General features: G+C 46.0%; 21 protein-coding genes. 8 read left to right on the top strand and 13 right to left on the bottom strand.

Annotated elements, in window-relative coordinates; genetic code table 11:
• Nucleotides 1-191: 191 nt before the first annotated feature.
• Nucleotides 192-1,304 carry a response regulator gene (locus LRL21_RS29220; RefSeq protein WP_240419296.1) on the bottom strand — a complete coding sequence of 371 codons (1,113 nt, stop codon included), beginning with the start codon at nucleotides 1,302-1,304 and terminating at the stop codon, nucleotides 192-194.
• Between the two features lie 63 nt (nucleotides 1,305-1,367).
• On the bottom strand, nucleotides 1,368-4,457 hold the full coding sequence (locus tag LRL21_RS29215) for an ATP-binding protein (protein ID WP_338044692.1): 3,090 nt from the start codon (nucleotides 4,455-4,457) through the stop codon (nucleotides 1,368-1,370).
• Between the two features lie 307 nt (nucleotides 4,458-4,764).
• Here LRL21_RS29215 and LRL21_RS29210 point away from each other — a divergent pair, with 307 nt between their 5' ends.
• Complete coding sequence (locus LRL21_RS29210) at nucleotides 4,765-5,130, top strand: toprim domain-containing protein (protein WP_240419295.1); 366 nt, start codon at nucleotides 4,765-4,767, stop codon at nucleotides 5,128-5,130.
• Here LRL21_RS29210 and LRL21_RS29205 read toward each other — a convergent pair.
• The 10 genes from LRL21_RS29205 to LRL21_RS29160 all read right to left on the bottom strand — a co-directional run bounded on the left by LRL21_RS29205 (nucleotide 5,110) and on the right by LRL21_RS29160 (nucleotide 14,280).
• Complete coding sequence (locus LRL21_RS29205; RefSeq protein ID WP_240419294.1) at nucleotides 5,110-6,033, bottom strand: AEC family transporter; 924 nt, start codon at nucleotides 6,031-6,033, stop codon at nucleotides 5,110-5,112. The two genes, LRL21_RS29210 and LRL21_RS29205, sit on opposite strands and share 21 nt — an antisense overlap.
• A 27-nt stretch (nucleotides 6,034-6,060) precedes the next feature.
• Nucleotides 6,061-6,687, bottom strand: a complete 627-nt coding sequence (locus LRL21_RS29200) for an SCO family protein (protein ID WP_076236485.1) — start codon at nucleotides 6,685-6,687, stop codon at nucleotides 6,061-6,063.
• A gap of 85 nt (nucleotides 6,688-6,772) precedes the next feature.
• A complete protein-coding gene (gene cyoE, locus LRL21_RS29195; RefSeq protein WP_240419293.1) occupies nucleotides 6,773-7,723 on the bottom strand; it encodes a heme o synthase in 951 nt (316 codons plus the stop codon).
• A 369-nt stretch (nucleotides 7,724-8,092) separates the two neighbouring features.
• The gene (trhO, locus tag LRL21_RS29190; protein ID WP_240419292.1) at nucleotides 8,093-8,998 is read right to left on the bottom strand and encodes an oxygen-dependent tRNA uridine(34) hydroxylase TrhO; all 906 of its coding nucleotides are present in this window, start codon (nucleotides 8,996-8,998) and stop codon (nucleotides 8,093-8,095) included.
• Nucleotides 8,999-9,316: 318 nt separating this feature from the next.
• The gene (locus LRL21_RS29185) at nucleotides 9,317-10,165 is read right to left on the bottom strand and encodes an urease accessory protein UreD (RefSeq protein ID WP_240419291.1); all 849 of its coding nucleotides are present in this window, start codon (nucleotides 10,163-10,165) and stop codon (nucleotides 9,317-9,319) included.
• A complete protein-coding gene (gene ureG / locus LRL21_RS29180) occupies nucleotides 10,158-10,820 on the bottom strand; it encodes an urease accessory protein UreG (RefSeq protein ID WP_240419290.1) in 663 nt (220 codons plus the stop codon). Before ureG ends, LRL21_RS29185 begins: the two co-directional genes overlap by 8 nt.
• A 39-nt stretch (nucleotides 10,821-10,859) precedes the next feature.
• The gene (locus LRL21_RS29175; protein ID WP_240419289.1) at nucleotides 10,860-11,546 is read right to left on the bottom strand and encodes an urease accessory protein UreF; all 687 of its coding nucleotides are present in this window, start codon (nucleotides 11,544-11,546) and stop codon (nucleotides 10,860-10,862) included.
• Nucleotides 11,547-11,818: 272 nt separating this feature from the next.
• Nucleotides 11,819-13,561: an urease subunit alpha gene (gene ureC, locus LRL21_RS29170; RefSeq protein ID WP_240419288.1), complete on the bottom strand. Its 1,743-nt coding sequence runs from the start codon at nucleotides 13,559-13,561 to the stop codon at nucleotides 11,819-11,821.
• Nucleotides 13,542-13,931, bottom strand: coding sequence for an urease subunit beta (locus tag LRL21_RS29165; RefSeq protein ID WP_240419287.1), 390 nt, complete (start codon nucleotides 13,929-13,931; stop codon nucleotides 13,542-13,544). The genes ureC and LRL21_RS29165 overlap by 20 nt, the downstream gene beginning before the upstream one ends.
• Nucleotides 13,932-13,971: 40 nt before the next feature.
• Entirely contained in the window at nucleotides 13,972-14,280 is a 309-nt protein-coding gene (locus LRL21_RS29160) for an urease subunit gamma (protein WP_240419286.1), read from the bottom strand.
• 401 nt (nucleotides 14,281-14,681) lie between these two features.
• Here LRL21_RS29160 and urtA point away from each other — a divergent pair, with 401 nt between their 5' ends.
• The 7 genes from urtA to gerQ all read left to right on the top strand — a co-directional run bounded on the left by urtA (nucleotide 14,682) and on the right by gerQ (nucleotide 21,719).
• On the top strand, nucleotides 14,682-15,956 hold the full coding sequence (urtA, locus tag LRL21_RS29155; RefSeq protein WP_240419285.1) for an urea ABC transporter substrate-binding protein: 1,275 nt from the start codon (nucleotides 14,682-14,684) through the stop codon (nucleotides 15,954-15,956).
• A gap of 100 nt (nucleotides 15,957-16,056) precedes the next feature.
• Nucleotides 16,057-16,962 (top strand): urea ABC transporter permease subunit UrtB, encoded by a 906-nt coding sequence (urtB, locus tag LRL21_RS29150; protein WP_240419284.1) that lies wholly within the window; start codon nucleotides 16,057-16,059, stop codon nucleotides 16,960-16,962.
• A gap of 418 nt (nucleotides 16,963-17,380) precedes the next feature.
• A complete protein-coding gene (gene urtC / locus LRL21_RS29145; protein ID WP_240419283.1) occupies nucleotides 17,381-18,508 on the top strand; it encodes an urea ABC transporter permease subunit UrtC in 1,128 nt (375 codons plus the stop codon).
• 33 nt (nucleotides 18,509-18,541) lie between these two features.
• Nucleotides 18,542-19,318, top strand: coding sequence for an urea ABC transporter ATP-binding protein UrtD (gene urtD / locus LRL21_RS29140; protein WP_240419282.1), 777 nt, complete (start codon nucleotides 18,542-18,544; stop codon nucleotides 19,316-19,318).
• Nucleotides 19,318-20,013 carry an urea ABC transporter ATP-binding subunit UrtE gene (gene urtE / locus LRL21_RS29135; RefSeq protein WP_240419281.1) on the top strand — a complete coding sequence of 232 codons (696 nt, stop codon included), beginning with the start codon at nucleotides 19,318-19,320 and terminating at the stop codon, nucleotides 20,011-20,013. Before urtD ends, urtE begins: the two co-directional genes overlap by 1 nt.
• A 196-nt stretch (nucleotides 20,014-20,209) precedes the next feature.
• The gene (locus LRL21_RS29130; protein ID WP_240419280.1) at nucleotides 20,210-21,037 is read left to right on the top strand and encodes an aldo/keto reductase; all 828 of its coding nucleotides are present in this window, start codon (nucleotides 20,210-20,212) and stop codon (nucleotides 21,035-21,037) included.
• Nucleotides 21,038-21,266: 229 nt separating this feature from the next.
• Nucleotides 21,267-21,719 carry a spore coat protein GerQ gene (gene gerQ, locus LRL21_RS29125; RefSeq protein WP_240419279.1) on the top strand — a complete coding sequence of 151 codons (453 nt, stop codon included), beginning with the start codon at nucleotides 21,267-21,269 and terminating at the stop codon, nucleotides 21,717-21,719.
• Between the two features lie 234 nt (nucleotides 21,720-21,953).
• Here the strand turns inward: gerQ and LRL21_RS29120 are convergent, their stop codons facing one another.
• Entirely contained in the window at nucleotides 21,954-23,129 is a 1,176-nt protein-coding gene (locus LRL21_RS29120) for a HEAT repeat domain-containing protein (protein WP_240419278.1), read from the bottom strand.
• Nucleotides 23,130-23,188 lie beyond the last annotated feature (59 nt).

Raw genomic sequence — 23,188 nt, 5'->3', positions numbered from 1 at the left:
TTTCATTCCTTTCAAATTCTGCTTATGGTTTGCATACATTTTTATACTAGCAAACGATTCTCCCAAGATTCTCACAAAACCCGGTTTGCTTCCGTGGTGCTTTCAGCATATGGGTTACAAGACCACAAAAAAACAGAGAGAACGCGTCTTCGATGTCCTCTCTGCATTTGAACTTATTTGCAAATTTACAATTATAGGATATAGGTAGTCATTCGGTCCCTCATCTCCTGCGATGGCTCCAATCCGATTTCCCGTCGATATGAGGCAGCAAACCTCTCGTAATGCTTGGCTATCTTTTCCGTGTTTCCACTACGGGTAAAGATGTCCATCAAGAGCTGATTCATCTCCTCATGTAGTGGATATAGCGACAAGTAAGCATCCAGCCTCAACTCAGCTTTCGTCCATTCCTGTGCGACCATATCGCTCTCGATCAGAGTACGAACCAGCAAGGTATATTGTTTAACGTATCCTTCTTCAAGTGAAGTCTTCCACACATAATCTTTCCTATCGAGCAGAGGGCCTTTATAGAGGGAACACAACCAATCCATATGCGCATGATCCTGCAAGACTCCATTTAGAGCTGATCGTTGCCGATCGAACGCCAGAACATCGTACATGAAATCAGACACTTCCATCCTGTACCCTTCATTAGTATTCTGGATATCAATTCCAATCCGGTGCTCTTTGAGTATTTTTTTCAAACGATAAATCGTATTGTGTAAATTATGTGAAGAACGGTCCTCCTGCATCTGAGGCCAAAGTAAATCCACCAGGTGCCACTTACTTAGCTCCTTCCCCGGATGGCAAAGAAAGAAGGCGAACAGTTCCTCCGACTTGCGCGTCGGAAAACGAATCGTTACACCTTCCCGATTACGAACCTCAAATCCTCCAAAGCAGTGGATAGAGGCTCTCTGATCTTCTTGCTCAGCAGGAAGGGCAGGCTTCTGCTTCTTGATCAGGCGGCTGGCGACCCGTTCAATTGCCGCTGGTGTCACCGGCTTTAGAATATAGTCAAAGGCAAATACCTCAAAGGCATCCAATGCGTACTGCCTGTAGGCTGTCGTAAAAATAATTCGGATCTCCTCCGACAGCTCAACTATTTTTTGTGCAAGCTCTAGACCGTTCATCCTCGGCATCTCCACGTCCAGAAAAACGACATCAGGTTTAAGCAGGGGTAGACAAGCGAGCGCCTCCAGCGGATTCGTGAAGGCCCCAATAATGTTGTAGTTCTGATTGTGACCGATCACGTATTTCATTAAATCAAGAATCGGTTTTTCGTCTTCGACAATGATGACTTTAAACAATGGTATCCCTCCCAGGAGTGGCATTAGATCATTTAGCTTGGCAAGAATCTGCCTTAATCGACACTACGGAATCAGCCCGTTCAAGCCTGATGGCAAATACATAGTGACTCTGGTTCCTCTTCCCATCTCGGAGCTAAAGGTCAAGGTAGCACCTGGGATCGTATCCAGTCGTTTACGGATATTGGGGATACCAATTCCGACATTTGGAGATTCACCTTTGGACATTTGATACAGAAGATCATTCGGGATCCCGATGCCATCATCTTCAATGATCACCTTTATATACCCTTCACCTTCGTCAATCTTAAGTGTAACTTGTCCATATCCCTCTTTCTCGAACAGTCCATGTCGAATCGCATTTTCTACAAACGGCTGGATGCATAAGGAAGGAATATGATGATAGTGAACACTTTTATCAACGTCACATACAAATTCAAACCGTTCACCAAAACGAGCCCTTTCGATCTCAACATACGCATGAATCAGCTCCAATTCACGGGACAAAGGAACAAATAAGGTTGAGCGATCCATATCAAGGATGTAACGTAAATATGCACTGAGCATCGTTAATAAATAGGCTGCCTTCTCTCCGTCCGTATAACAAAAAGAAATCACGCTGCTCAGTGCATTGTACAGAAAATGTGGTTTGATCTGGGCTTGATGAAATGCTTGTTCATTGCGAATGGCTTCCTGAATCGCGGTCTTCATGGCAAGCAGAGTCTGGATTCTGGCGATTAACGTCTCTGCATCAAACGGCTTGGTAACATAATCGTTAGCCCCTGCTCTGAAGCCAATAGCAATATCCTGGGAGGTTTCCTTGACAGTCGTAAACAAGATGGGCAGATCGAGAATCGAATAGCCTCCTCGAAGTATACGGCACAATTCAATTCCGGAAGTTTCAGGCATCATAACATCCAGAATAACCAAGTCGACTTGAGGGTGCTGCTTGATCTTAACCAGCGCCTCTTTGGCCGATAATGCTGTAAGCACGTTATACTTATGCCGCTTCAGAATGTTAAGCAAAATATGGATGTTCGAAGCCTCATCATCGACAATCATAATCGTATGACCCTGCTGATCCAGAATATCCAGAGGCAGGAGGTCACGCGTGACACGCTGAGGCTCTAATGTTGTATAGGCTGTTTCACGGTAGAATGGAATCGGAGCCACGCTTGGCAATGTGAACATCATTCGTGTTCCTTGTCCGACCTCTGACCAATCAACCCGGATGTCCCCTTCCATTTGTTCGACAAGCTTACGACTAATGTACAACCCAACACCCATACCCGTGTAGCCATCCTCCGGTATCGGCTGATTGAACTGCTCAAAATAACCAAATATGGCGGCTTGCTTAGTCTTGGAGATCCCGGTTCCCGTATCCTCAACGAATATCGATACCGTGTCATTGAGTACACTCGACATTACTGTGATCGTACCTTTGACTGTATGCTTGATGGCATTATGCACAAGATTGTACATGATTTGACGCAGACGGTTCTCATCCGCCCGAACCCAGACATCGGAACCTACTCGATTATCAAACCGAACCTCCTTACCCAACAGTTCAAATTCCAGTACATCAAACACAATTTGCACCACAACCCTCACATCAACAACGGTCAGATGCAATCGCAGCTCTCCGTGCTTTAAACGAGTAACATCAATCAAATCGTGAATCAACATCGATAGCTTGACGGAAGTATCCTTGATCAGCCATAAATTTTGTTTTTGCTTCAATGTTAAATTTCGTTCCTCATCTACCAGCAAATGCGATGTCATGTTCATAATGCCATGCAGCGGCGTCTTGATCTCATGGGACGTATGAGTCAAAAACTCATCCTTCCGCTGATTGGAAACCATTAGCTGATGCGTAAGCTTTTCTGTCTTCTCATAGGCGTTCGCGAATCGTATAGAAAGCAGCATATTTATAAATGCAATAAAGCAAAGAATGCTTACTTTCCCAAGCAGGTCGGTAGGGACGATATTCACGGTATATAAAATTCCATCTATCAAAAAAGCGGTCAGCGAAACGATACCGCAAATGAATAACATCAGTTCCTTGCGATTTGAAGAATCCCGTTCATTCAAGCTGTACAAATAAATCATTCGTCCCAATAGATACATCGCAGTGATTCCTATATATAGTAAGAAAACAGGTTTAATTTGACTGTGTACTTGATAAGGCAGTGTTAGTGTCGCTGCCATATACAAAACAATCGGAGCCAGCATGAGATTCATTTTACGGGACGTCAGAAGACGCATATCAATGGAGCAAAAAAACAATATAATCACAGCCGCGCTAAGAAACTCACTTAAATCAAGCAGCTTGTAGCCGGCATCAAAAGGAAGCTCAGGCAGCAGCCTTAGCAGAAGCTTCTCGCCAAAAAGCATCTGGTTTAGCAGCAGGGTTAACAAATACAGTCCACTAAATAAATAAGTTTTCTCTCTCCTGCCCAGAAAATAAAAGCTAAGATGATACACCCCAAACATACCCAAAATAAAAACAGCCGCAATATCAGTTCCAATCTGAATACTATTCATCTTCGTAATGTCCTGATGCAGCCCGAGTTGGATCGAATTGACGATACCGCCATTAACATACACATAGTTGGCCACTTGAATCACAATTTCAAGTTCACGGTCCTTCGGTTGAAAAAACGCGGTGTAAGGCGTATTTCCAGGCTTATGCAGGAGGGGATCCGCTGCTGGCTGTCCACTGCTCCCCTCGACCTTCCCATTGATATATAAACGATGGGACATCCGGATGCTTCTCATTTTTAACCCTAATACTTCGTCCGTAACCGGAACGATCACCTTCAGCCTGTAGGTTCCATATCCCGTTTTACTTACCCCGCCAACCGTTTGATCTCCCTTCCATGTGCTGGGTACAGATATATAGGAAGCTGCAGTACGCGATCCTTGCTTAAAATCAGCAGGCTCCAGCATTTGGCCTTCATAAAACTCCCATTCGCCATCCAGGACAACCAATCCCTGTCTGTTGAAATCCCAATTAGACAAATCCTGTACTCCATGCTTTGCAGGCGGAGTATCTCGATTTGGTATCGTTTGAGCATATATTGCGATAAATAGCGCCATGAAAAGTGAAAAGATCAAGCCCATCACGAGGAGCTTACGATAATATACGCCTATCAACTACTTACCCCTCCCATGGTATTCAACAATAAGTTCATACTACCATGTATTCCTCATGATCGCTGTGATCTTGTCGAAATTTTTTTGTCTGTCTATTCTAATCATTCTATCAAACCGTTCTCACAAAATTCTCACAAAATCTTAATACAACAACTACGAGGCAAACCAGCAGCTCCAATGAACCGAATAAGCGGACAAGCTTTATTTCGACATTTCCTGGGAAATACAAACAGCTTGGAATGGATGGCGAAAGTGGATATACTACATGAGAAAGCCAAATCATCTAGTGAACTTGTGAGGTGCTGATATGTCTATTACGATCATTGTAGAAGGCAAGAATGACAAAAGCAGACTGCGAAGACTGCTAACAGAGGACATTACTATACTTTGTACGTTTGGATCCTTGAACACGGAGCGGCTTGAATCCTTAAAGAAGCAGGCCGATAGCAGTGAGATATTTTTATTTACAGATAACGATTCCTCCGGCAAAAAGATCCGTGCCATTTTACGAGATACATTCCCGGATGCTGAACAAATATATACCCGAAAAGGCTATGCAGGAGTAGAGGGTACACCCGATGAATATCTGATTCTACAATTAGAAAAAGCCGGTTTGGAGGCGTATATTAACTACCCGCTTCCAGATCCGGCTCTAAGCAATAAATTGGATTAAATAAATGACCAGTGTTACTGTACAAATACTAAATATGGTGGATGAAAATACTACCTGTGAAGCAAATTCCGGTTCATTATCGTATTCTACTGCGATCAATGCACTGCTCAGTGAGGTTGGTACAGATGTCGCAAGCACAAGCGCTTGGGCCATCGTTCCATGAATACCCAGCAGCCATACGATACCAAATCCTACAGCGGGTCCAATCAACAAACGAAGCACATTGGAGAGCATGACATCAGAGAACATCAGCGTCCACTTCATGCTTCCCAGCTGCACACCCAAGGTTATGAGTGCCGTACAGACAAAAGCATTGGAAATATATGTAATTGGCATATAGATCGGATCAGGAATAGGAATATGCAGCCAGCGCATCAGAAAGGCAAGTGGAATCACATAGATCACTGGCAGCGATAATATCGTACGCAGCGTTTGCCGCAGATCATTTTTATGGGCATTCACACTGTACACACCATACGTATTGGGCAGCAGCGACTGCATCATCATAATAATAATCTGAATGGAGAGCGTGAACGCATCACCGACAAACACTAGCTGATTGAGCGGAAGCGCATAATTGGCGCTATTATAAAAGATGACGCTGTTCCGCATCGCCGTGATCATACTATTCTGGTAGCCTCTCACACGCATGATGAATTCTACCAGCAAAAACATCGCTGCCAGGTGAAGCGCAAAAAACAGCAAGGTTTGCAGCATCAATTGCATCGACAAAGAAGATTCATACAGCATTTTGAACACAAGCGCGGGCGAAAACAGATAAAAGTTCAGCTTCGAAAGCGTTCGAATATCCAGCTTGAACGCTCTATACAGAATAACACCCAATGCAATCATGATGGAGAGCGGAATCACATTATTAAGTAAAATATAAATGAAGTACGTCATGCTTGCGCTCCCTTAGCTAGTATACACCTATCCTTCCTTGCTTAATTCGATCAGGTCCTGAGCGATCTTATCAACATCCAAATCAGCGTCGTTACCCGCATAGTACCTTCTCATATCTCCCTTTTTATCAACAAGCAAAATCAGATTGCTGTGCGTAAATTGACCTTGTTGATCCTTGACCACCATAACCCCGTATTTTTGCGCAAGATCGATAGTTGCCGCCTCATCACCGCGGAGGAAATACCAGCCCTTAGGATCAGCATGAAAGCTTTTGGAAAATTGCTGAAGCTGCGCTGTCGTATCCTTGGTTGGATCAAACGAAATCGATACAATAGCTGTTTTATCACCGAAAACGCCTTTTTTCACCAAAGCATCCTGCACCTTGGATAGGTTATACGTAGTTGGCTGACATACATCAGGACAAGTGGAATAAAAAAAGTATACAAGCTTGGAGCGTCCGGCCAGTTCTGCCAGACTAATCGATTTGCCATCAATATTATCGAGCTTAAAATCAGGAGCTTTTTTCATGACTTCCATTTTACTGCTTGCACTGTTGCCTTTGAGAACCATATACCCCAATGTACCGATCATAGCAAGAAGAAGCACAATAACGATCAGCTTAAAGCCGTTTTTTTGTAAAAATGCGTTGTTCATTTGTATTCCCATCCTTTTCGATAAAAAAAATATCCCATGCTGCCATGGGACTTGAAGCTACATACAATCGTTTTTCGAGCTGTTATTATTTCGCCACTGTAGTCAGGACCATAATGATGAATAACAGTGTCAAATAATTAATCGAATAAATAAATGTTTTCTTCGCCCATAGCACTTCTTCTTCGCCTTCGGTCTTCTTGAAGCCCTTCATACAGAGATAAGCCCAATATAGTCCCATTACAATTGCCGCGTAGAAGTAAATGACATTAACGTAACCATACACATACAACAGCATGGAAACAGGCACTAGCAGTACAACATAACGGATCATACTGATCTTCGTGACATAAGTGCCTCTAACAACAGGCAGTAACGGAAACCCTGCTGCGCGATACTCCTCCATACGACGAATACCAAGCGCCCAAAAGTGCGGAGGCTGCCACAGGAACAAAATCGCGAATAATATAATCGCTCCCGCATCGATATCATGGCGTACGGCGCAATAGCCGATTACCGGAGGTATCGCACCGGAAAAGCTGCCGACAACTGTACTCCATACCGAAGTACGTTTAAACCATGCCGTATAAATCCATACATAAGCGAACAATCCGATCATACCCAATAATGCAGCTAACGGATTAACTAGCAGCCACAGACCGGATACACCAATCACGCCCAAGATAATCCCATACCACATGACGACCTGAGGCGATAGCTTACCGCTTGGCAGCGCACGATTTTGCGTACGAGCCATCTTCGTATCCATATCACGATCCAGATAATTGTTAAGTACACAACCCGAACCCATCACCAATGCAGTTCCCAGCATAGTAAACAACAATTGCAGCCAGTTAACTTGCCATCCAGAGGCTACCCAAAAACCACCAAACGCAGTTATGGAATTCGAAAAAATAATACCCGGCTTGGCCAGCTGTACAAAATCCCTCCAGGTCACAGGGCCATGGTCCACATGCTCCGCTTCCGATGCGGCAGGTAACGAATCGGCCGTAAGGTTAACGCTGAGTTGATCTTTCACTGATTGTATCCTCCTTAGAGTTTTGCTTTAGCAAAACTGACTTCGTAAGCATCTTCTGAGTTTTGCTTTAGCAAAACTGACTTCGTAAGCATCTTCTGAGTTTTCATTGAAAACTCTATATGAAGCATTTGCGGCGACATTCCTCTCTAACTTTTACAATCCTTATCATATCAACCTCAAATCCATTTGACAATAAAGCACGACACGAATTCAAAATATTGTCGCATCTTCAGACGAAATATGTAGCCGGATTGTCACTATTTCCAGGGCATACAGAATAGAAAAACCGACGGTTGCGTTAAACCATCGGTCTGTATTTTCTATTAAGATAACCAGCAAGGATCGGGAATAACCTGCAGGTGTTATTGCTTAACCAAGTTTGGTAACTGCTTTGTCATTACTTTCACATTCTGGGGTACAATAACCTTTATACAGCTCTTGGCATTCATCACAGCAAAGATGCTGGTGATGGCACAAATCATCCGTACAGTTAATGTAGGTATCAGTTGGTTTGCTGCAATGATGACAAACTCCCACAATCACGTCCTCATCGGTTCGATTAATGGTGACCGAGACGCGATCGTCAAATACATAACATTTGCCATCGAATAATCTCCCTTGAACTTCGGGATCTTTTCCGTAAGTAACAATTCCACCTTCCAATTGGTAAACGTCATTAAAGCCTTCATTCATTAATATTCCTGTCAGCTTTTCGCACCGGATTCCGCCTGTGCAATAGGTCAGAATGGGCTTATTCTTGGCTTCCTTCAGATTATCACGAATCCACTGCGGAAAATCACGGAAGGATTCGACGTCAGGCTTGATCGCATTACGAAAGTGTCCAAGATCGAATTCATAATTATTTCTACCGTCCAGGATGATAACATCCTCGTTTTGAAGCCGCTCATGAAACTCTTTAGGGGAGAGACGTTTACCACTCAGAACATTGGGGTCCAGGTGATCTTCGTATCTTAGGGTGACAAGCTCTTTTTTATGACGGACAAATATTTTTTTGAAGGCATGCTCTTTGGCCTCGTCAATTTTGAAAACCATGTCCGAAAAAAGCGGATGATTGTGCATATCCTTCATATATTGCTCCGTTTGCTCAATTGTACCCGATACAGTCCCGTTAATGCCTTCTTCTGCGATGATTATACGTCCCTTTAGCTCCAGGCTTTTGCAATATTCAAGATGCTCGGCTGCAAACAACTCTGGTTCCGGGATGTGAACAAATTTGTAATATAATAAAATGCGAAAGGAATTAGTATCTGTCAACGAAAATCGCTCCTCTTCTTTTTCATTAATAAATTGCAAAAACCCGTCGAGGTCTCTCAACAGGCGGCTCCATTCATTCAGTCCGCTACCGGGCTTGTGGGGATCACAGCATCCGATCGTAGATTTATCGCAAGGCAATTATTTTATGAATTCATTTTAGTTTATTCCAAATACATAGTCAACTTATATGTATGTTATGTAGCTATATGGATAAAATTGGCGTTTTTATCTACTGAAAAAAGACGCTGTTGAGTACCTATCCTTCGCTATTTCAAAGGATAGTTCTCAATAACGTCCAGCTGCTTGGTGTATCTATTCTTATTTACGTACATGCAGCGGCATTTTGCCAAAGAGCTGCTGACGAACGAACTGCCAGGCAGCTTCCTGTAAGGATTGAATTTCGTATACTCTGTGCCCCAATATGGATAAAACCACACCATTTTTGTACGTACGGCTAATGCCATATTCCAGTTGGGCTGCTATCAGCAGTTGTTCCATAAATAAGTTCAATGCTTCCACAAAAGCTGCGTCGACCTGCTCATTGAATATATAAAGTGCCCCCAGATGCGTAAACTCAGCCCAGCAGCCGATTGTGTTCAGCCGCTGCTGTGCAGGTACGATCCGCTGCTTGCTGCAATAAATAAGCTCATCCACGTAAGTAACGCTTAGACGATTTTCATAATGCTCATATTGAAACAGCTCGCCTCGTTGTGTTCTCCCCGGACAAATGAGGTCGCTAAGAATCAAGGTCGATCCTGCTTCCATCTGTACATCCATCCGACTATACAACACAGCATCCTTATACAGCATCACGGGCTCGGGCATGTACTCCACATAGCTATCCCGCCCTAATGTCAAAGATTGAATCTGCTCACTCGCGCGCACCGATTCGGAATCCCCCTGCTCAGGACGCGCCGGATGCACCTTGGTATACGATTGGTTCGTCATATACACATTCGAGCGTTCATCGAACCGCCAGCTCATTTCATATCGGTCACCTGCCATAATACCGGGAGAAGCATCCATCATATACACACCAAGCTGACCGTAATCGAAAGCAAATGTCTTGGCAATTTTTAATGGGTAGGTGTTGTATTTATCGCTGATCCTCGTCTGCCCCTCCCGCTCCTTAAAAGCAGCGGTGATGCAGCCGGTGATTTCAGGCATGATCGAATTCCTGCTCTACCCACTCTACGATAGCGTCAACACCATGACCATCAAACATGTTAGAGAAAATAAACGGGCGGTCCCCGCGCATTTTGCGAGTATCCTCTTCCATAACCGTCAAGCTTGCACCTACATAAGGAGCCAAATCAATTTTGTTGATGATGAGCATATCCGAGCGGATAATACCAGGGCCGCCTTTACGGGGGATCTTCTCACCTTGAGCTACGTCGATAATATAGATGAAGCGATCCACCAGCTCCGGACTGAATGCCGCAGCCAGATTATCACCACCACTTTCGATAAAAATAATATCGAGATGGTTAAAGCGCTTCTCCAGCTCGTCAATGGCCTCAAAGTTCATCGAAGCATCTTCTCTGATCGCTGTATGCGGACAACCTCCGGTTTCTACCCCGATAATACGATCTGCAGTCAACGCCTCGGAACGAATTAAAATATTGGCGTCTTCCTTCGTATAAATATCATTCGTAATGACAGCAATGCTGTATTTATCGTTCAATTTGCGAGCGAGCCTCTCCACAAGCGCAGTTTTACCTGATCCTACAGGACCCCCTATACCTATTCGCATAGGACGATCCAAATGACTTTTCTCCGGCGCTTCCCACTCATGATGATGATGTGCTCCACCTTGACACATACGACATTCCTCCTGATTTATAAGTGTTAAAAGCTGTAGTTAGGACATAAATAAACGGGAATATAAATTTTCGTGCTGCATCATGGCCATTTCTGCCATTGGCGTATTTCCAAAGCCATCCTCGAACGGATCTCCATGCTCAGCTTGCTTCCAGGCCGCCGCTATAACAGGCAGCATCTCAGCCAACAGACGTTGACCTTCGGTTTGGCCAATGGACATCAGCCGCAGGCCACTATTGATGCAGGTAAAGGTGCAAGCATATAAATAGCCTTCTGCCGCCATCGACAACGGTACCTGTAAATGATAGCTCAGCCAGCCATGAATCAACGGATGTGTGCCAAAGCACTTCTGCTGGCGGATTGCTTCCTGAAGCTGACCCCATGGAAGCTCCGGGTAAATCGATAGTCCCAGCTGCTGCAGCCTGCGTCCCATTTTCACTACACCATCGCGAGTTTCCAATGATGTCCGCTGCACATGCTGCATCTGATCAATCTTCCACAGATTTTCCCATTGCTCCTGAGGGGCATACATATAGACCGCCTTGACGGCGAGTCCATCGATGGGAGCCCAGCTCTGAACGAGCATCGTTTCCACATACTCCCTCAGGTGAGCGGACGTGTGCACCCTGCCATTTTGCACAAGGGATTCCAGCCCGAAGGAATGGGAAAACCCGCCGATCGGCAGGGCAGAATCCAGAAGCTGCACATAGGAGAGCCAATTGGTCATGGGCGGTTGTGCCTGCTGCAAGAGATCACCACATTTTCATAAAAATTTACTTCGTATGCCTGCTGCTTATCAGAAGTCCGGTGAAGAACGAGCGGAGCGGCCAAATGATCCTGGAGAAGCGTAAGCATTCGCCTTTGAAATCGTGAATAAACCGCTTAATCTCATCCCTTTTCACGATTTCAACAGCTGAGAGTTTGCTTAAGCAAACTGGCTTCGTAAGCACCATCCCGGAAGGATATTTGGCCGCGCAGCGAGACTTATTCACCGGACTTCTAGAATAAAAAATAACGCTGTGCCATCGGCAAAACCTTGGCAGGCTCGCATGTGATAGCAGCTCCATCCACCTTGACCTCATAGGTTTCAGGATTTACATCAATCCGCGGTGTCTCTCCATTATGGATCATATCTTTTTTGGTGATCGACCGGCAATTTTTCACAGGCTCTATCCTTTTTTGCAGTCCCAGCTGTGTGTGAACACCAAGGTCAAAGGCCGCCTGAGATACAAAGGTAATACATTGATTCAACGCACGCCCATAAGCACCGAACATCGGACGACTCATGACTGGCTGTGGTGTTGGAATCGAAGCATTGGGGTCCCCCATCTGCGCATAGGCGATCATCCCGCCCTTCAATACGGTTTCCGGCTTCACACCAAAAAACATCGGATTCCAGAGCACAAGATCAGCCAGCTTGCCTACTTCCACTGAACCTATCAAATGAGAAACACCATGTGTAATTGCCGGGTTGATCGTATATTTGGCAATATAGCGCTTAATACGAAAATTATCCTGATCGTCCGCAGTAACCCCAGCTTGCCGCGGCAGTTCATCCGGAGCAGGTAAATATCCACGCTGCTGCTTCATTTTATCTGCTGTCTGCCACGTTCTTATGATCACTTCCCCAATCCGTCCCATCGCTTGCGAATCGGAGCTCAGCATGCTGAACACGCCCAAATCATGCAATATATCCTCGGCAGCAATCGTTTCCGGACGAATTCTGGAGTCAGCAAAAGCTACATCCTCAGGGATTCGACTATCCAAATGATGACATACCATCAGCATATCGAGATGCTCTTCGATTGTGTTCACCGTGTAAGGTCGGGTCGGATTCGTGGAGGATGGAAGCACGTTCAGCTCAGCGGAAGCTTTAATAATATCCGGTGCATGCCCTCCACCCGCACCCTCAGTATGATAAGTGTGAATTGTTCTGCCGCCAATAGCAGCCAATGTGTCCTCCACAAAGCCGGACTCGTTCAATGTATCCGTGTGGATCGCCACCTGCACATCGTACCGATCCGCCACCTGCAAGCACGTATCAATAGCAGCCGGAGTCGTTCCCCAATCCTCATGAAGCTTTAGTCCAATCGCTCCTGCCTCTACCTGTTCGATAAGCGGTTCTGGAAATGATGCATTTCCTTTACCCGTAAAGCCCAGGTTCATCGGAAAAGCCTCCGCCGCCTCCAACATACGGTGCATATGCCATATACCTGGTGTACAAGTAGTCGCGCTTGTTCCTGCAGCCGGACCCGTACCGCCACCGATCATCGTCGTGACGCCGGAAGCCAATGCGGTTTCTATCTGCTGTGGACATATATAATGAATATGAGTATCAATACCACCGGCCGTTATGATCTTGCCTTCACCGGCGATAACTTCCGTTCCTGCACCAACGATCATATTAGGTTGTACGCCATCCATCAGATCGGGATTGCCCGCTTTACCTATTCCTACTATAATACCGTCCTTAATCCCGATATCCGCTTTAACAATTCCCCAATGATCTATAATAATCGCATTGGTAATCAATGTATCCAGAACGCCCTGATCCCGCGTATGACGACTGGATTGTCCCATCCCATCGCGTATAACCTTGCCGCCGCCAAACTTGCATTCTTCTCCATATACAGTGTAGTCCTGCTCAATCTCTGCCCATAGCTGCGTATCCGCCAAACGAATGGCATCGCCTGTAGTCGGGCCGAACATTTGTGCATAAGCCTTACGATCCATCTTTGCCATAAAAGACCGGACCCTCCTTCCATACATCCAATCGCTGCTTGGTCGCCTCCGTCATCTGCCCGTGCGCAGCTTCGCCCTGAGATAAATGATTGAGGCCAAAGGACAGCTTCGCTCCGCCTAATTCAACAAGCTCCACCGGTTTCTCCTCTCCGGGTTCAAAGCGTACAGCTGTGCCCGCAGCGATACTGAGTCGCATACCAAAGGCAGTCTCTCTGTCAAAATGAAGCCCGCGGTTCACCTCAAAAAAATGAAAATGCGACCCAACCTGAATCGGCCGGTCTCCCATATTCGTTACCAATATACGTATCGTACGTTTTCCTTTATTTAATTCAATCTCGCCCGCCTTGATGCGATATTCACCAGGAATCATGGCAGCTCACTCCTTTATCAGAAAATCAGAATGGTTGAACTTAACCATGACCAATAGGCTGATGCACCGTAACCAGCTTGGTCCCATCGGGAAAGGTTGCTTCAACTTGTACCTCATGGATCATTTCAGGCACACCTTTCATCACTTGATCCACTTTCAATACCTTCGTGCCAAATTGCATCAGCTCCGCAACCGTCATTCCGTCTCGGGCACCTTCCATAATTTCCGATGTAATCAAAGCTATGCTCTCTGGATAATTCAACTTAAGCCCCCGATTCAATCGCCTTCGGGCAAGATCTGCCGCTACCGTTATCAGCAGCTTTTCCTTTTCTCTTTCCGTTAAATGCATTCCAGGTGAACCTCCTTCACACAAAACCTCGATGTGGAAAATAACATAACACGATAAAGGCGAATAATTAACATTTAATACGTTTATTATATTCGCAATCTAATCTGCTGTAAATCATCAACATCGATTTTTTTATGTACTCAATGATCAATCTTCCGTATTTTAAAGGTTTTTACGAACCATTTTAGCGAAAAAGTCGAATTATGTAAGATAATTTATCCAATTTATTCAAGTTATTTTATGTTATTTATATTGACATATATATCACATTTAAATTATGATGATAAACGTGAACTAACATCAATTGCATCGATTAGACAGAAAAATTCTGGTTTCAGATCAGAAATCATGTTACATGTTAGTATTCATCACATTCAGTATATTTAAAAGGAGTGGATGGAATGTTGGCAAAGAGAAAAGGGATCAACGTTTTAATGGCGGTAAGTATATCGCTCACCGTATTACTGGCAGGATGTGCTACTCAGACACAGCCGGCAGCAGCTCCAGCAGCAGCGGCAAGTACTACGGCCGAAGCCAAACCGGAAGCAGGTAAAGATGAAGCGATCCCTGTAGGCATTCTACATTCACTCACCGGAACGATGTCCATCAGTGAAGTATCCGTTAAAGATGCGGAAATGATGGCGATTGAAGAGATTAACAAAGCTGGGGGCGTACTTGGAAAACAATTAAAACCGATTGTCGAGGATGGGGCATCCGATTGGCCGACATTCGCAGAGAAAACGAAAAAATTACTGCAAAAAGACAAGGCAGCCGTTATTTTTGGAGGCTGGACCTCCTCCAGCCGCAAGGCCGTGCTTCCTGTCGTTGAACAAAACAAAGGACTTTTCTTCTACCCGGTTCAATATGAAGGCTTGGAATCATCCCCTTACATCTTCTACACAGGTGCAACAACTAACCAGCAAATCGTACCCGCAGTAACCTGGCTGCTGCAAAACAAGGGCAAGAAGTTTTTCCTCTTAGGCTCTGACTACGTATTCCCAAGAACCGCCAATAAAATCATCAAGGAACAGCTGAAAGCTGAAGGCGGCGAAACGGTTGCCGAAGAGTACACTCCACTCGGACATACCGACTACAATACAATTATTAGTAAAATCAAAAAAGATAAACCCGACGTCATTTTCAATACCCTGAATGGTGATAGCAACGTAGCTTTCTTCAAGCAATTGAAGGATGCCGGGATCAGCGCCAAGGATTTGACTACGTTATCGGTCAGTATCGCCGAAGAAGAAATTCGCGGCATCGGCGCTTCCGTATTGGAAGGGCACTATGCAGCATGGAACTATTATCAAACAACCGATACACCGGAGAACAAAAAATTCGTTGAAGCCTACAAAGCCAAATACGGCAAAGACCGCGTGACCGATGATCCGATTGAAGCAGGTTACTTTGGTGTTTACTTATGGGCTGAGGCTGTGAAAAAAGCCGGCTCCTTCGATGTGGAAAAAGTAAAGACCGCAGCTAAAGGTCTTGAATTTAATGCTCCTGGCGGTAAAGTCATGATCGATGGCGACAATCAGCACGTATACAAAACTGTTCGAATCGGTCAGGTTCAAGCTGACGGGCAATTTAAAGAAGTATGGAACTCTGGCAAGCCTGTCAAACCTGATCCATTCCTTAAAACTTACCCATGGGGCGCAGAGGTTACCAAGAAATAGTGAAACATGCTCCAGCCATCATGGACTAACCGGGTACACATTCTAAATTAGGACTGCCCGCTTAGGGCAGTCCTGCATTTTATAAGGGAGGCTGACTCCGATGGGCTTGTTACTGCTCCAACTTTTTAACGGTATTAGCTTGAGCTCCATTCTCCTGCTCATTGCGCTCGGACTCGCGATTACGTTCGGACTTATGAATGTCATTAATATGGCCCATGGGGAGTTTATCATGATTGGCGCCTATATGGCTTATACGATCCAGCAAATCTTTCAGAAATATGTGCCTGCATCAGCGTTCGGCTGGTATTTTATCATTTCGATCTTTGTTGCCTTTGGTGTGGCGTTTGTAATTGGTTGGCTGCTCGAAGTGACGCTCATTCGTTTTCTGTACGGCAGACCACTCGACAGCCTGCTCGCAACCTGGGGCGTCAGCCTCGTCCTGCAGCAGCTGGCAAGGCAGATTTTTGGCGCTCCCAACGTGGCTGTCAAAGCTCCTCAATGGCTCGAAGGCGGTCTTGCACTCGGTACGGACCTGATGCTTCCCTACAAAAGATTGTTCATCATCGGACTTGTTATCGTCTGCATTACCATTATTTATTTGTATCAGTACCACAGCCGCGGCGGACGCAATATGCAGGCCGTTATGCAAAATCGCAGTATGGCTTCCTGCCTAGGAATCTCAACCCGACGCATCGACGGTCAGGCGTTCGCTTTTGGCTCCGGTATGGCGGGGATCGCCGGCTGCGCACTCACCTTGGTTGGACCTATAGGACCTACTATCGGCACTTATTATATTGTCGACGCCTTTATGGTTGTTGTTCTTGGTGGTATCGGCAAAATCATTGGTACCATTGCCGGCGCTCTGGGCATCGGTGTGCTAAGCACCGTATTCGAGTATACAACCAGCGCTACCTTAGGCAAGGTTATTGTCTTCACTCTCATTATTGCATTCCTGCAATGGAAGCCTTCAGGTCTGGTTACGATAAAATCGCGGGCTTTGGATTAGAGGTTACGGTGAATAAGTGCCGCTGCGTGGTTAATGTATGAACTAGAGAATGTCCAAAAAAGTGGGTCGCTATAGAGAAGGGGTATGCCTCCAAGCATATGCTTCCGAAGCCAGTTTGCTTTTGCAAACTCTTAGCTGTTGAATTCGTGAAAATTGATTATATTAGGTGGTATATTCACGATTTCAAAGGCGAACGCTGCGCTCCTACTCCACACCCCTATCTCCTCTGCTAATTTTTTGAACACACTCTAATACATTGACTACTCCGCTTTTTTATCACCGGGTTTTGGAGGATGAAACGAAGTCAGTTTTGCTACGCAAAACTCAGTTTATGCTTTCGAAGTAAGCTTCCTAAAGGAAGCTCAGCTTATGCTTACGAAGTCAGTTTTGCTACGCAAAACTCTTAGGAGTTGATAAAATGGCCATCACCAACACGAAGATGAAAATCGTATTTACCGTCATCCTGCTCGCCGTGATGCTGGCGGCGCCGATGTTTTTATCAGAGTTCAGACTCTCACTCTTGGGCAAATTTCTGTGCTACGCCATTATCGCCATGGGACTTGATCTGATTTGGGGCTATACGGGCATTCTTAGTTTAGGGCACGGTGTTTATTTTGGACTTGGCGCTTATTGTATGGCGATGCACTTGAAGCTCGTTGCTTCGCATGGAGAGCTTCCTGACTTCATGTCGTGGAGCGGAGTGGATAAGCTTCCGTGGTTCTGGGCGCCATTTCAATCGGCTGGAGTTACCCTGTTACTCGCGATTTTGGTTCCAGTAGCCGTAGCGTTCGTCCTTGGCTATTTGACCTTTCGCAATCGAATTAAAGGCTCTTTTTTCGCTATCCTCTCACAAGCTCTTGTTATCATTACCGTTACCTTGTTTGTCGGTCAGCAGGGCTATACCGGCGGGACGAACGGCTTAACCAACTTTGAAACGTTTCTCGGGATGAATGTTGGTGAGCCGTCGACAAAATTGATTTTTTACTACATTACCGCCTTCGTCGTCATCGGAACTCTGATCCTGTGTCAATGGATGGTCTCCAGTCGTCTTGGCAAAATTCTCGTCGCCATTCGCGATGCCGAGAACCGTGTACGCTTTATCGGCTACAATCCGGTTACGTACAAGGTGTTCATTTACTGCTTTTCCGCTGCACTCTCCGGATTGGCAGGCATCCTGTTTGTCTTACAGGAAGGCATTGTCTCCCCGGCCCAGATGGGCATCGTACCATCGATTGAAATGGTGCTGTGGGTAGCTATTGGAGGACGCGGCACGGTATACGGTGCTGTACTGGGTGCTGTGATTACCAACTCGGCGAAAACCTCTTTCAGCGAAGCTTATCCCGAGTGGTGGCCGATTATTCTCGGCGCGATGTTCATCGTTGCCGTACTCTTTTTCCCAAAAGGACTTGTCGGTACCATTCAAGACTATTGTGAAAAATGGGGCTTATATCCGTTCAAAAAATCGAATCTGCTGAAACCGCCCTCTTCCTTGGCCAAATATTCAGAGCTGCAAAGCGATAAAGAGCCCGCCCACACGACCAAGTAAAATGATAAAAACTCCAAGGAGGTTGTTCCCAGGATGGAAACATCACCAAGAAAAGAAACAGCTGGCGAATTGGTCCGTATTGAACAGTTAGAGGTAGATTTCGATGGCTTCAAAGCCATTCGTGGACTAGACTTCTCTCTCTCATCCGGTGAGCTGCGTTTCCTGATCGGACCCAACGGCGCCGGCAAAACGACATTGCTTGACGTTTTATGCGGCAAGGTTAAGCCTTCAAAAGGGAAAGTCATGTTTCGCAACCACGTGGATCTGACTAAACATCAGGAGCACCAGATCGCACAGCTTGGAATCGGGCGTAAATTCCAGGCTCCTTCCATCTTCGTTACGTTAACGGTATTGGAAAATCTGCTTTTGTCCATGCGGCAAAAACGCGGTTTGCTCAGTTCTCTTATTGCTCAAACGACTGTCGAGCAGCGCGATCGCATGAAATATTACTTGCATATGATCGGATTGGAGAAAAAGTCCAAGGATAAAGCAGGCTCACTCTCCCATGGTGAGAAGCAGTGGCTGGAGATCGGGATGCTGCTCATTCAGCAGCCTGAGCTTCTGCTGCTTGATGAGCCAGCCGCCGGAATGACAGACAGTGAGACCGAGAAAACAGGTGAGCTGCTGCACAAGATCAGCGACCAACAAACCATTATCGTTGTCGAGCACGACATGGACTTTGTCCGGCAATTTGCCAAAACCGTTACGGTCATGCATGAAGGCTCTGTACTGTGTGAAGGTACGATGCAGGAAGTTCAAAATGATGATAAGGTCGCCGAAGTTTATTTGGGAAGACGGGGTGAGCGATAATGCTGAGTATACATGAACTGGAGGCGGGTTACGGGGAAAGCATGATTCTGCGGAACGTTACGATGAAGGTTGAGCCAGGGCAAGTGATCTGCCTGATGGGTCGTAATGGCGTCGGCAAAACAACATTAATGAAGACCATTATGGGCCTTATCAAACCCAAAAAAGGATCGATCCATTATGGGCCGAACGATATGACTCCATTCCCTCCGGATCGCAGAGCCAAAAGTGGCATTGGCTATGTCCCTCAAGGACGCGATATTTTTCCACAGCTGACTGTAGAGGAGAACCTGATGCTCGGTCTGGAAGCAAGCCGTATACGCAAGAGCAAGGTTCCTGACAACGTATATGAGATGTTTCCTGTACTCAAGGAAATGATACGCCGCAAAGGCGGGGACCTCAGTGGAGGACAGCAGCAGCAGCTATCCATCGCACGCGCCTTAGTGTCTGAACCTGAGCTGCTGCTGCTCGACGAACCCATGGAGGGTATTCAGCCTTCGATCGTTATGGAAATTGAGCACGTCATCGAAACGATCAAAGCAAGCAAACAAATGTCGGTGCTTCTTGTCGAACAAAGCTTATCCTTTGCCACAAGCATTGCTGATTACTATTACGTTCTGGATAAAGGCGTAATCGTCGCCGAAGGAAGCTCCTCCACACTCAGCGAGGAGCAGGTAAAGAAACATCTTGCCGTATAACTCATACAGAAGAAAATTACAGCCGCGGTACACGCGAGCTGTTTTTCTTTTGTGCCTTTTATCCAAATTTCAGTGAACACTTGGGTTACAGTAGAATTTTCCATTCACGGTGCGCAGTGTTATAATGAGAACCGGCAGAAGATTCAGAAAATAAAATTCTGCTTAGCGAACAAAACTTTTGGAGGGAATGAATACGATGACTGTATCTATTACGGAGAGCGTAGAGTTACATAATGGAATCAAAATGCCGCTTCTAGGCTTGGGCGTTTGGAAAACCAAGGATGGCGACGAGGTCATTAATGCCGTGAAGTCCTCTATTCAAGCAGGTTATCGCAGCATCGATACCGCAGCCGCCTATGGCAACGAGGATGGTGTCGGTATTGGCATCAAGGAAAGCGGAATCGCACGCGAAGAGCTGTTCATTACCACTAAAGTCTGGAACGCCTCGCAGGGCTATGATTCTACTCTACAAGCATTTGATGAAAGCCGCAAAAAACTCGGTCTGGACGTAATCGATCTATATCTGATTCACTGGCCGGTAAAAGGCAAATATAAAGACACCTGGCGCGCCTTGGAAAAGCTCTATAAAGACGGCGCTGTCAGAGCTATTGGTGTCAGCAATTTCCAGGTGCATCATTTGGAGGATGTGATCAAGGGGAGCGAAATCGTCCCGATGGTCAACCAAATCGAGCTGCATCCCCGCCTGACTCAGCTGGAGCTGCGCAGCTTCTGCCAATCTCATAAGATTCAGGTTGAAGCCTGGAGCCCATTAATGCAAGGGAATCTGGATATTCCCGTGCTTGCCAAGCTTGCTGACAAATATAACAAATCTGCGGCGCAAATTATTCTCCGCTGGGGACTTCAGCATGGTATTGTCGTGATTCCCAAATCCGTCAATCCCAAACGAATCCAGGAAAATGCGGCGATCTTTGATTTCACTTTATCCGCTGAGGACTCTGCTCTGCTCGATGGCTTGAACGAGAATCATCGCTTCGGACCTGATCCGGACAATTTCAATTTCTAACCATTTTGATTATCACAACTCATGTAAGTAGAGAGTCAACATTCACCTTTTATAAAAGGTGGCGTTGGCTCTTTTCTTGCTGCTGCAGTCTCAGAAACAGTCGGACTGCTGTGATACAACTGTCTCAAAAAAGCATGTTTTTTTTCGCCAACTAGTACTAATCGTCCAAGCCGTAATAATACTTATAAATATAGAAGAGGCATGAGCCATATGAAGGAGGAATACGTTAATGATTAACTACCCATATCGAAGCGGCACACCACCGTACACCGGTTATCCTGGATATGTTCAAATGCCTATGGGGACACCACAAGGCCAGATGGGCCAGTTCCCCCCTGCCGGACCCAGTGGTTCTTTCATCCCCAGCGCACCCACTACTCCGTCACAGGGGGCGCCAACTGTCCCCGGGCTGCTGCCTCTGGAGCAGTCCTTCATCGAGAATATTTTACGATTAAACCTGGGCAAGACAGCCACAATCTACATGACCTACGAGAACAACAGCGAATGGAATGCCAAAATATTCAAAGGCAGACTGGAAGCAGCCGGACGAGATCATATCATCATCAGTGATCCCAAAACTGGAATGAGGTATTTGCTGTTAATGGTCAATCTCGACTACATCACATTCGACGAGGAATTGAACTATACATATCCTTATGGAAATCCTATGCCAGCACGTTGATCATTTCAGACATGGCCTAGGTCTGTATTTCCCATTCAAAGGCTTTATCCCGAAATGGTTTGGGGATAAGGCTTTTTTTCGTCGAGCGGAAGCCAGAGACTGGATACTTGTCTAACCCCATACTTGGGTGCGTTGAGGAGGACATGGGTATGGGGTTCCAGACTTTGTTGCATCAAAAAAAGAACCTTCCGTTTGAAGGTTCTTCGGTATCCACTTTGGGTATTTGAACTAGGCTTATCCAAGCTGACTTTCGCGCAGCTTTCTGGCAATTTCGATATTATCATAAAAGTCACGGCTTGCGCTGATGATCCAATTGCGATGCAATACTGCGGTCTCATCCTTTTCGATCTCGCCATAAGGCCATGCATTCATGACACCCACCGCATAGTCCTTCATAAGCATGAGCAGCGCTATGCTCCATTGACGGGTTCCGCGAATACCGGGAACGAGTGGATAATATTGGTCGTAAGCGGATCGAATCAAGGCATGCACGACCTCTTGAAGCACACTTGGAACGTCCGCTTGCTCCAGCTTGTCAGCGAGCTCGGCTGGAAGCTCCACTTCGTCTGTAGAAGCGTGTTGTTCATACTCCTCTTCCGTGACGACACCCTGCTGCTTCGCAATCCAAAGCTTCATACGGTCCAGCACAGGCTTGTAGGCAGCAGGAACTGATACCGTCAATTCAGGTACGGGATTGTCAAGATTGATAACGAACGATTCTTCCATCTTATGTATGCGAGCGTTGCCTCGTACACCGAGCCACCGAAGTGCGAGCAGCGCATGGGTTCTTGTTTTGCCATCCACTTCTTCATTACGGCATACTCTGCGCAGCAGCTTTTCACTACGCACATCCGGCATCATACACAGCATTCTAACCGCGGATAACACCGATTCCGGGTCTTCCAGCCATGTTTGAATCACTCCGTATACCGTATCAATCGGCTCTGACATCAACCAGTCCAGCTCGATTCTGCGGTCCGCAAACTCTTCCAGGCTGAACATACCCTGCTCCTTTAATACCTCTTCCCCATGGCGTGATACCAAATCAGTGTAATTAAGCTCCAAATCATCAGCCATTTGTGTAAAAGCTTCCCGCTCCTGAGCATTGACGCCAAACCTTACTGACATCGCGCGTACCCACTCCGACATCGCCAATGGGCTTTGCTGATACATCATCAAGGCAAAGGTAACCATATCCTTGTCATAAGGCAATGGGTGCCGGGCAAATCGGGCCAAAATCGTCTGCGCATCATTTTCCCGACGCATTAAGCTGAGTGAAAGCACAAGTCCATTCCAGGCGCTGCCATTGTTAGGATCCTCAAGAATGGCTCGATAAAAACAGAATGCAGAAGCACCATAAGACTCTGCTTGTAAATAATGACGGCCCAAGCCGTTGACGTCTTGACTCATTGTAAGTTCAACCCCCGTGTCATGTTACCAACAAGTATACAATACTCGCCAGATCAATC

This window comes from Paenibacillus periandrae, assembly GCF_022458865.1.
Classification (GTDB): Bacteria; Bacillota; Bacilli; order Paenibacillales; family NBRC-103111; genus Paenibacillus_S; species Paenibacillus_S periandrae.
The sequence above is the reverse complement of the archived record's forward strand: the minus strand, read 5'-3'. Positions and strand labels throughout refer to the sequence as shown.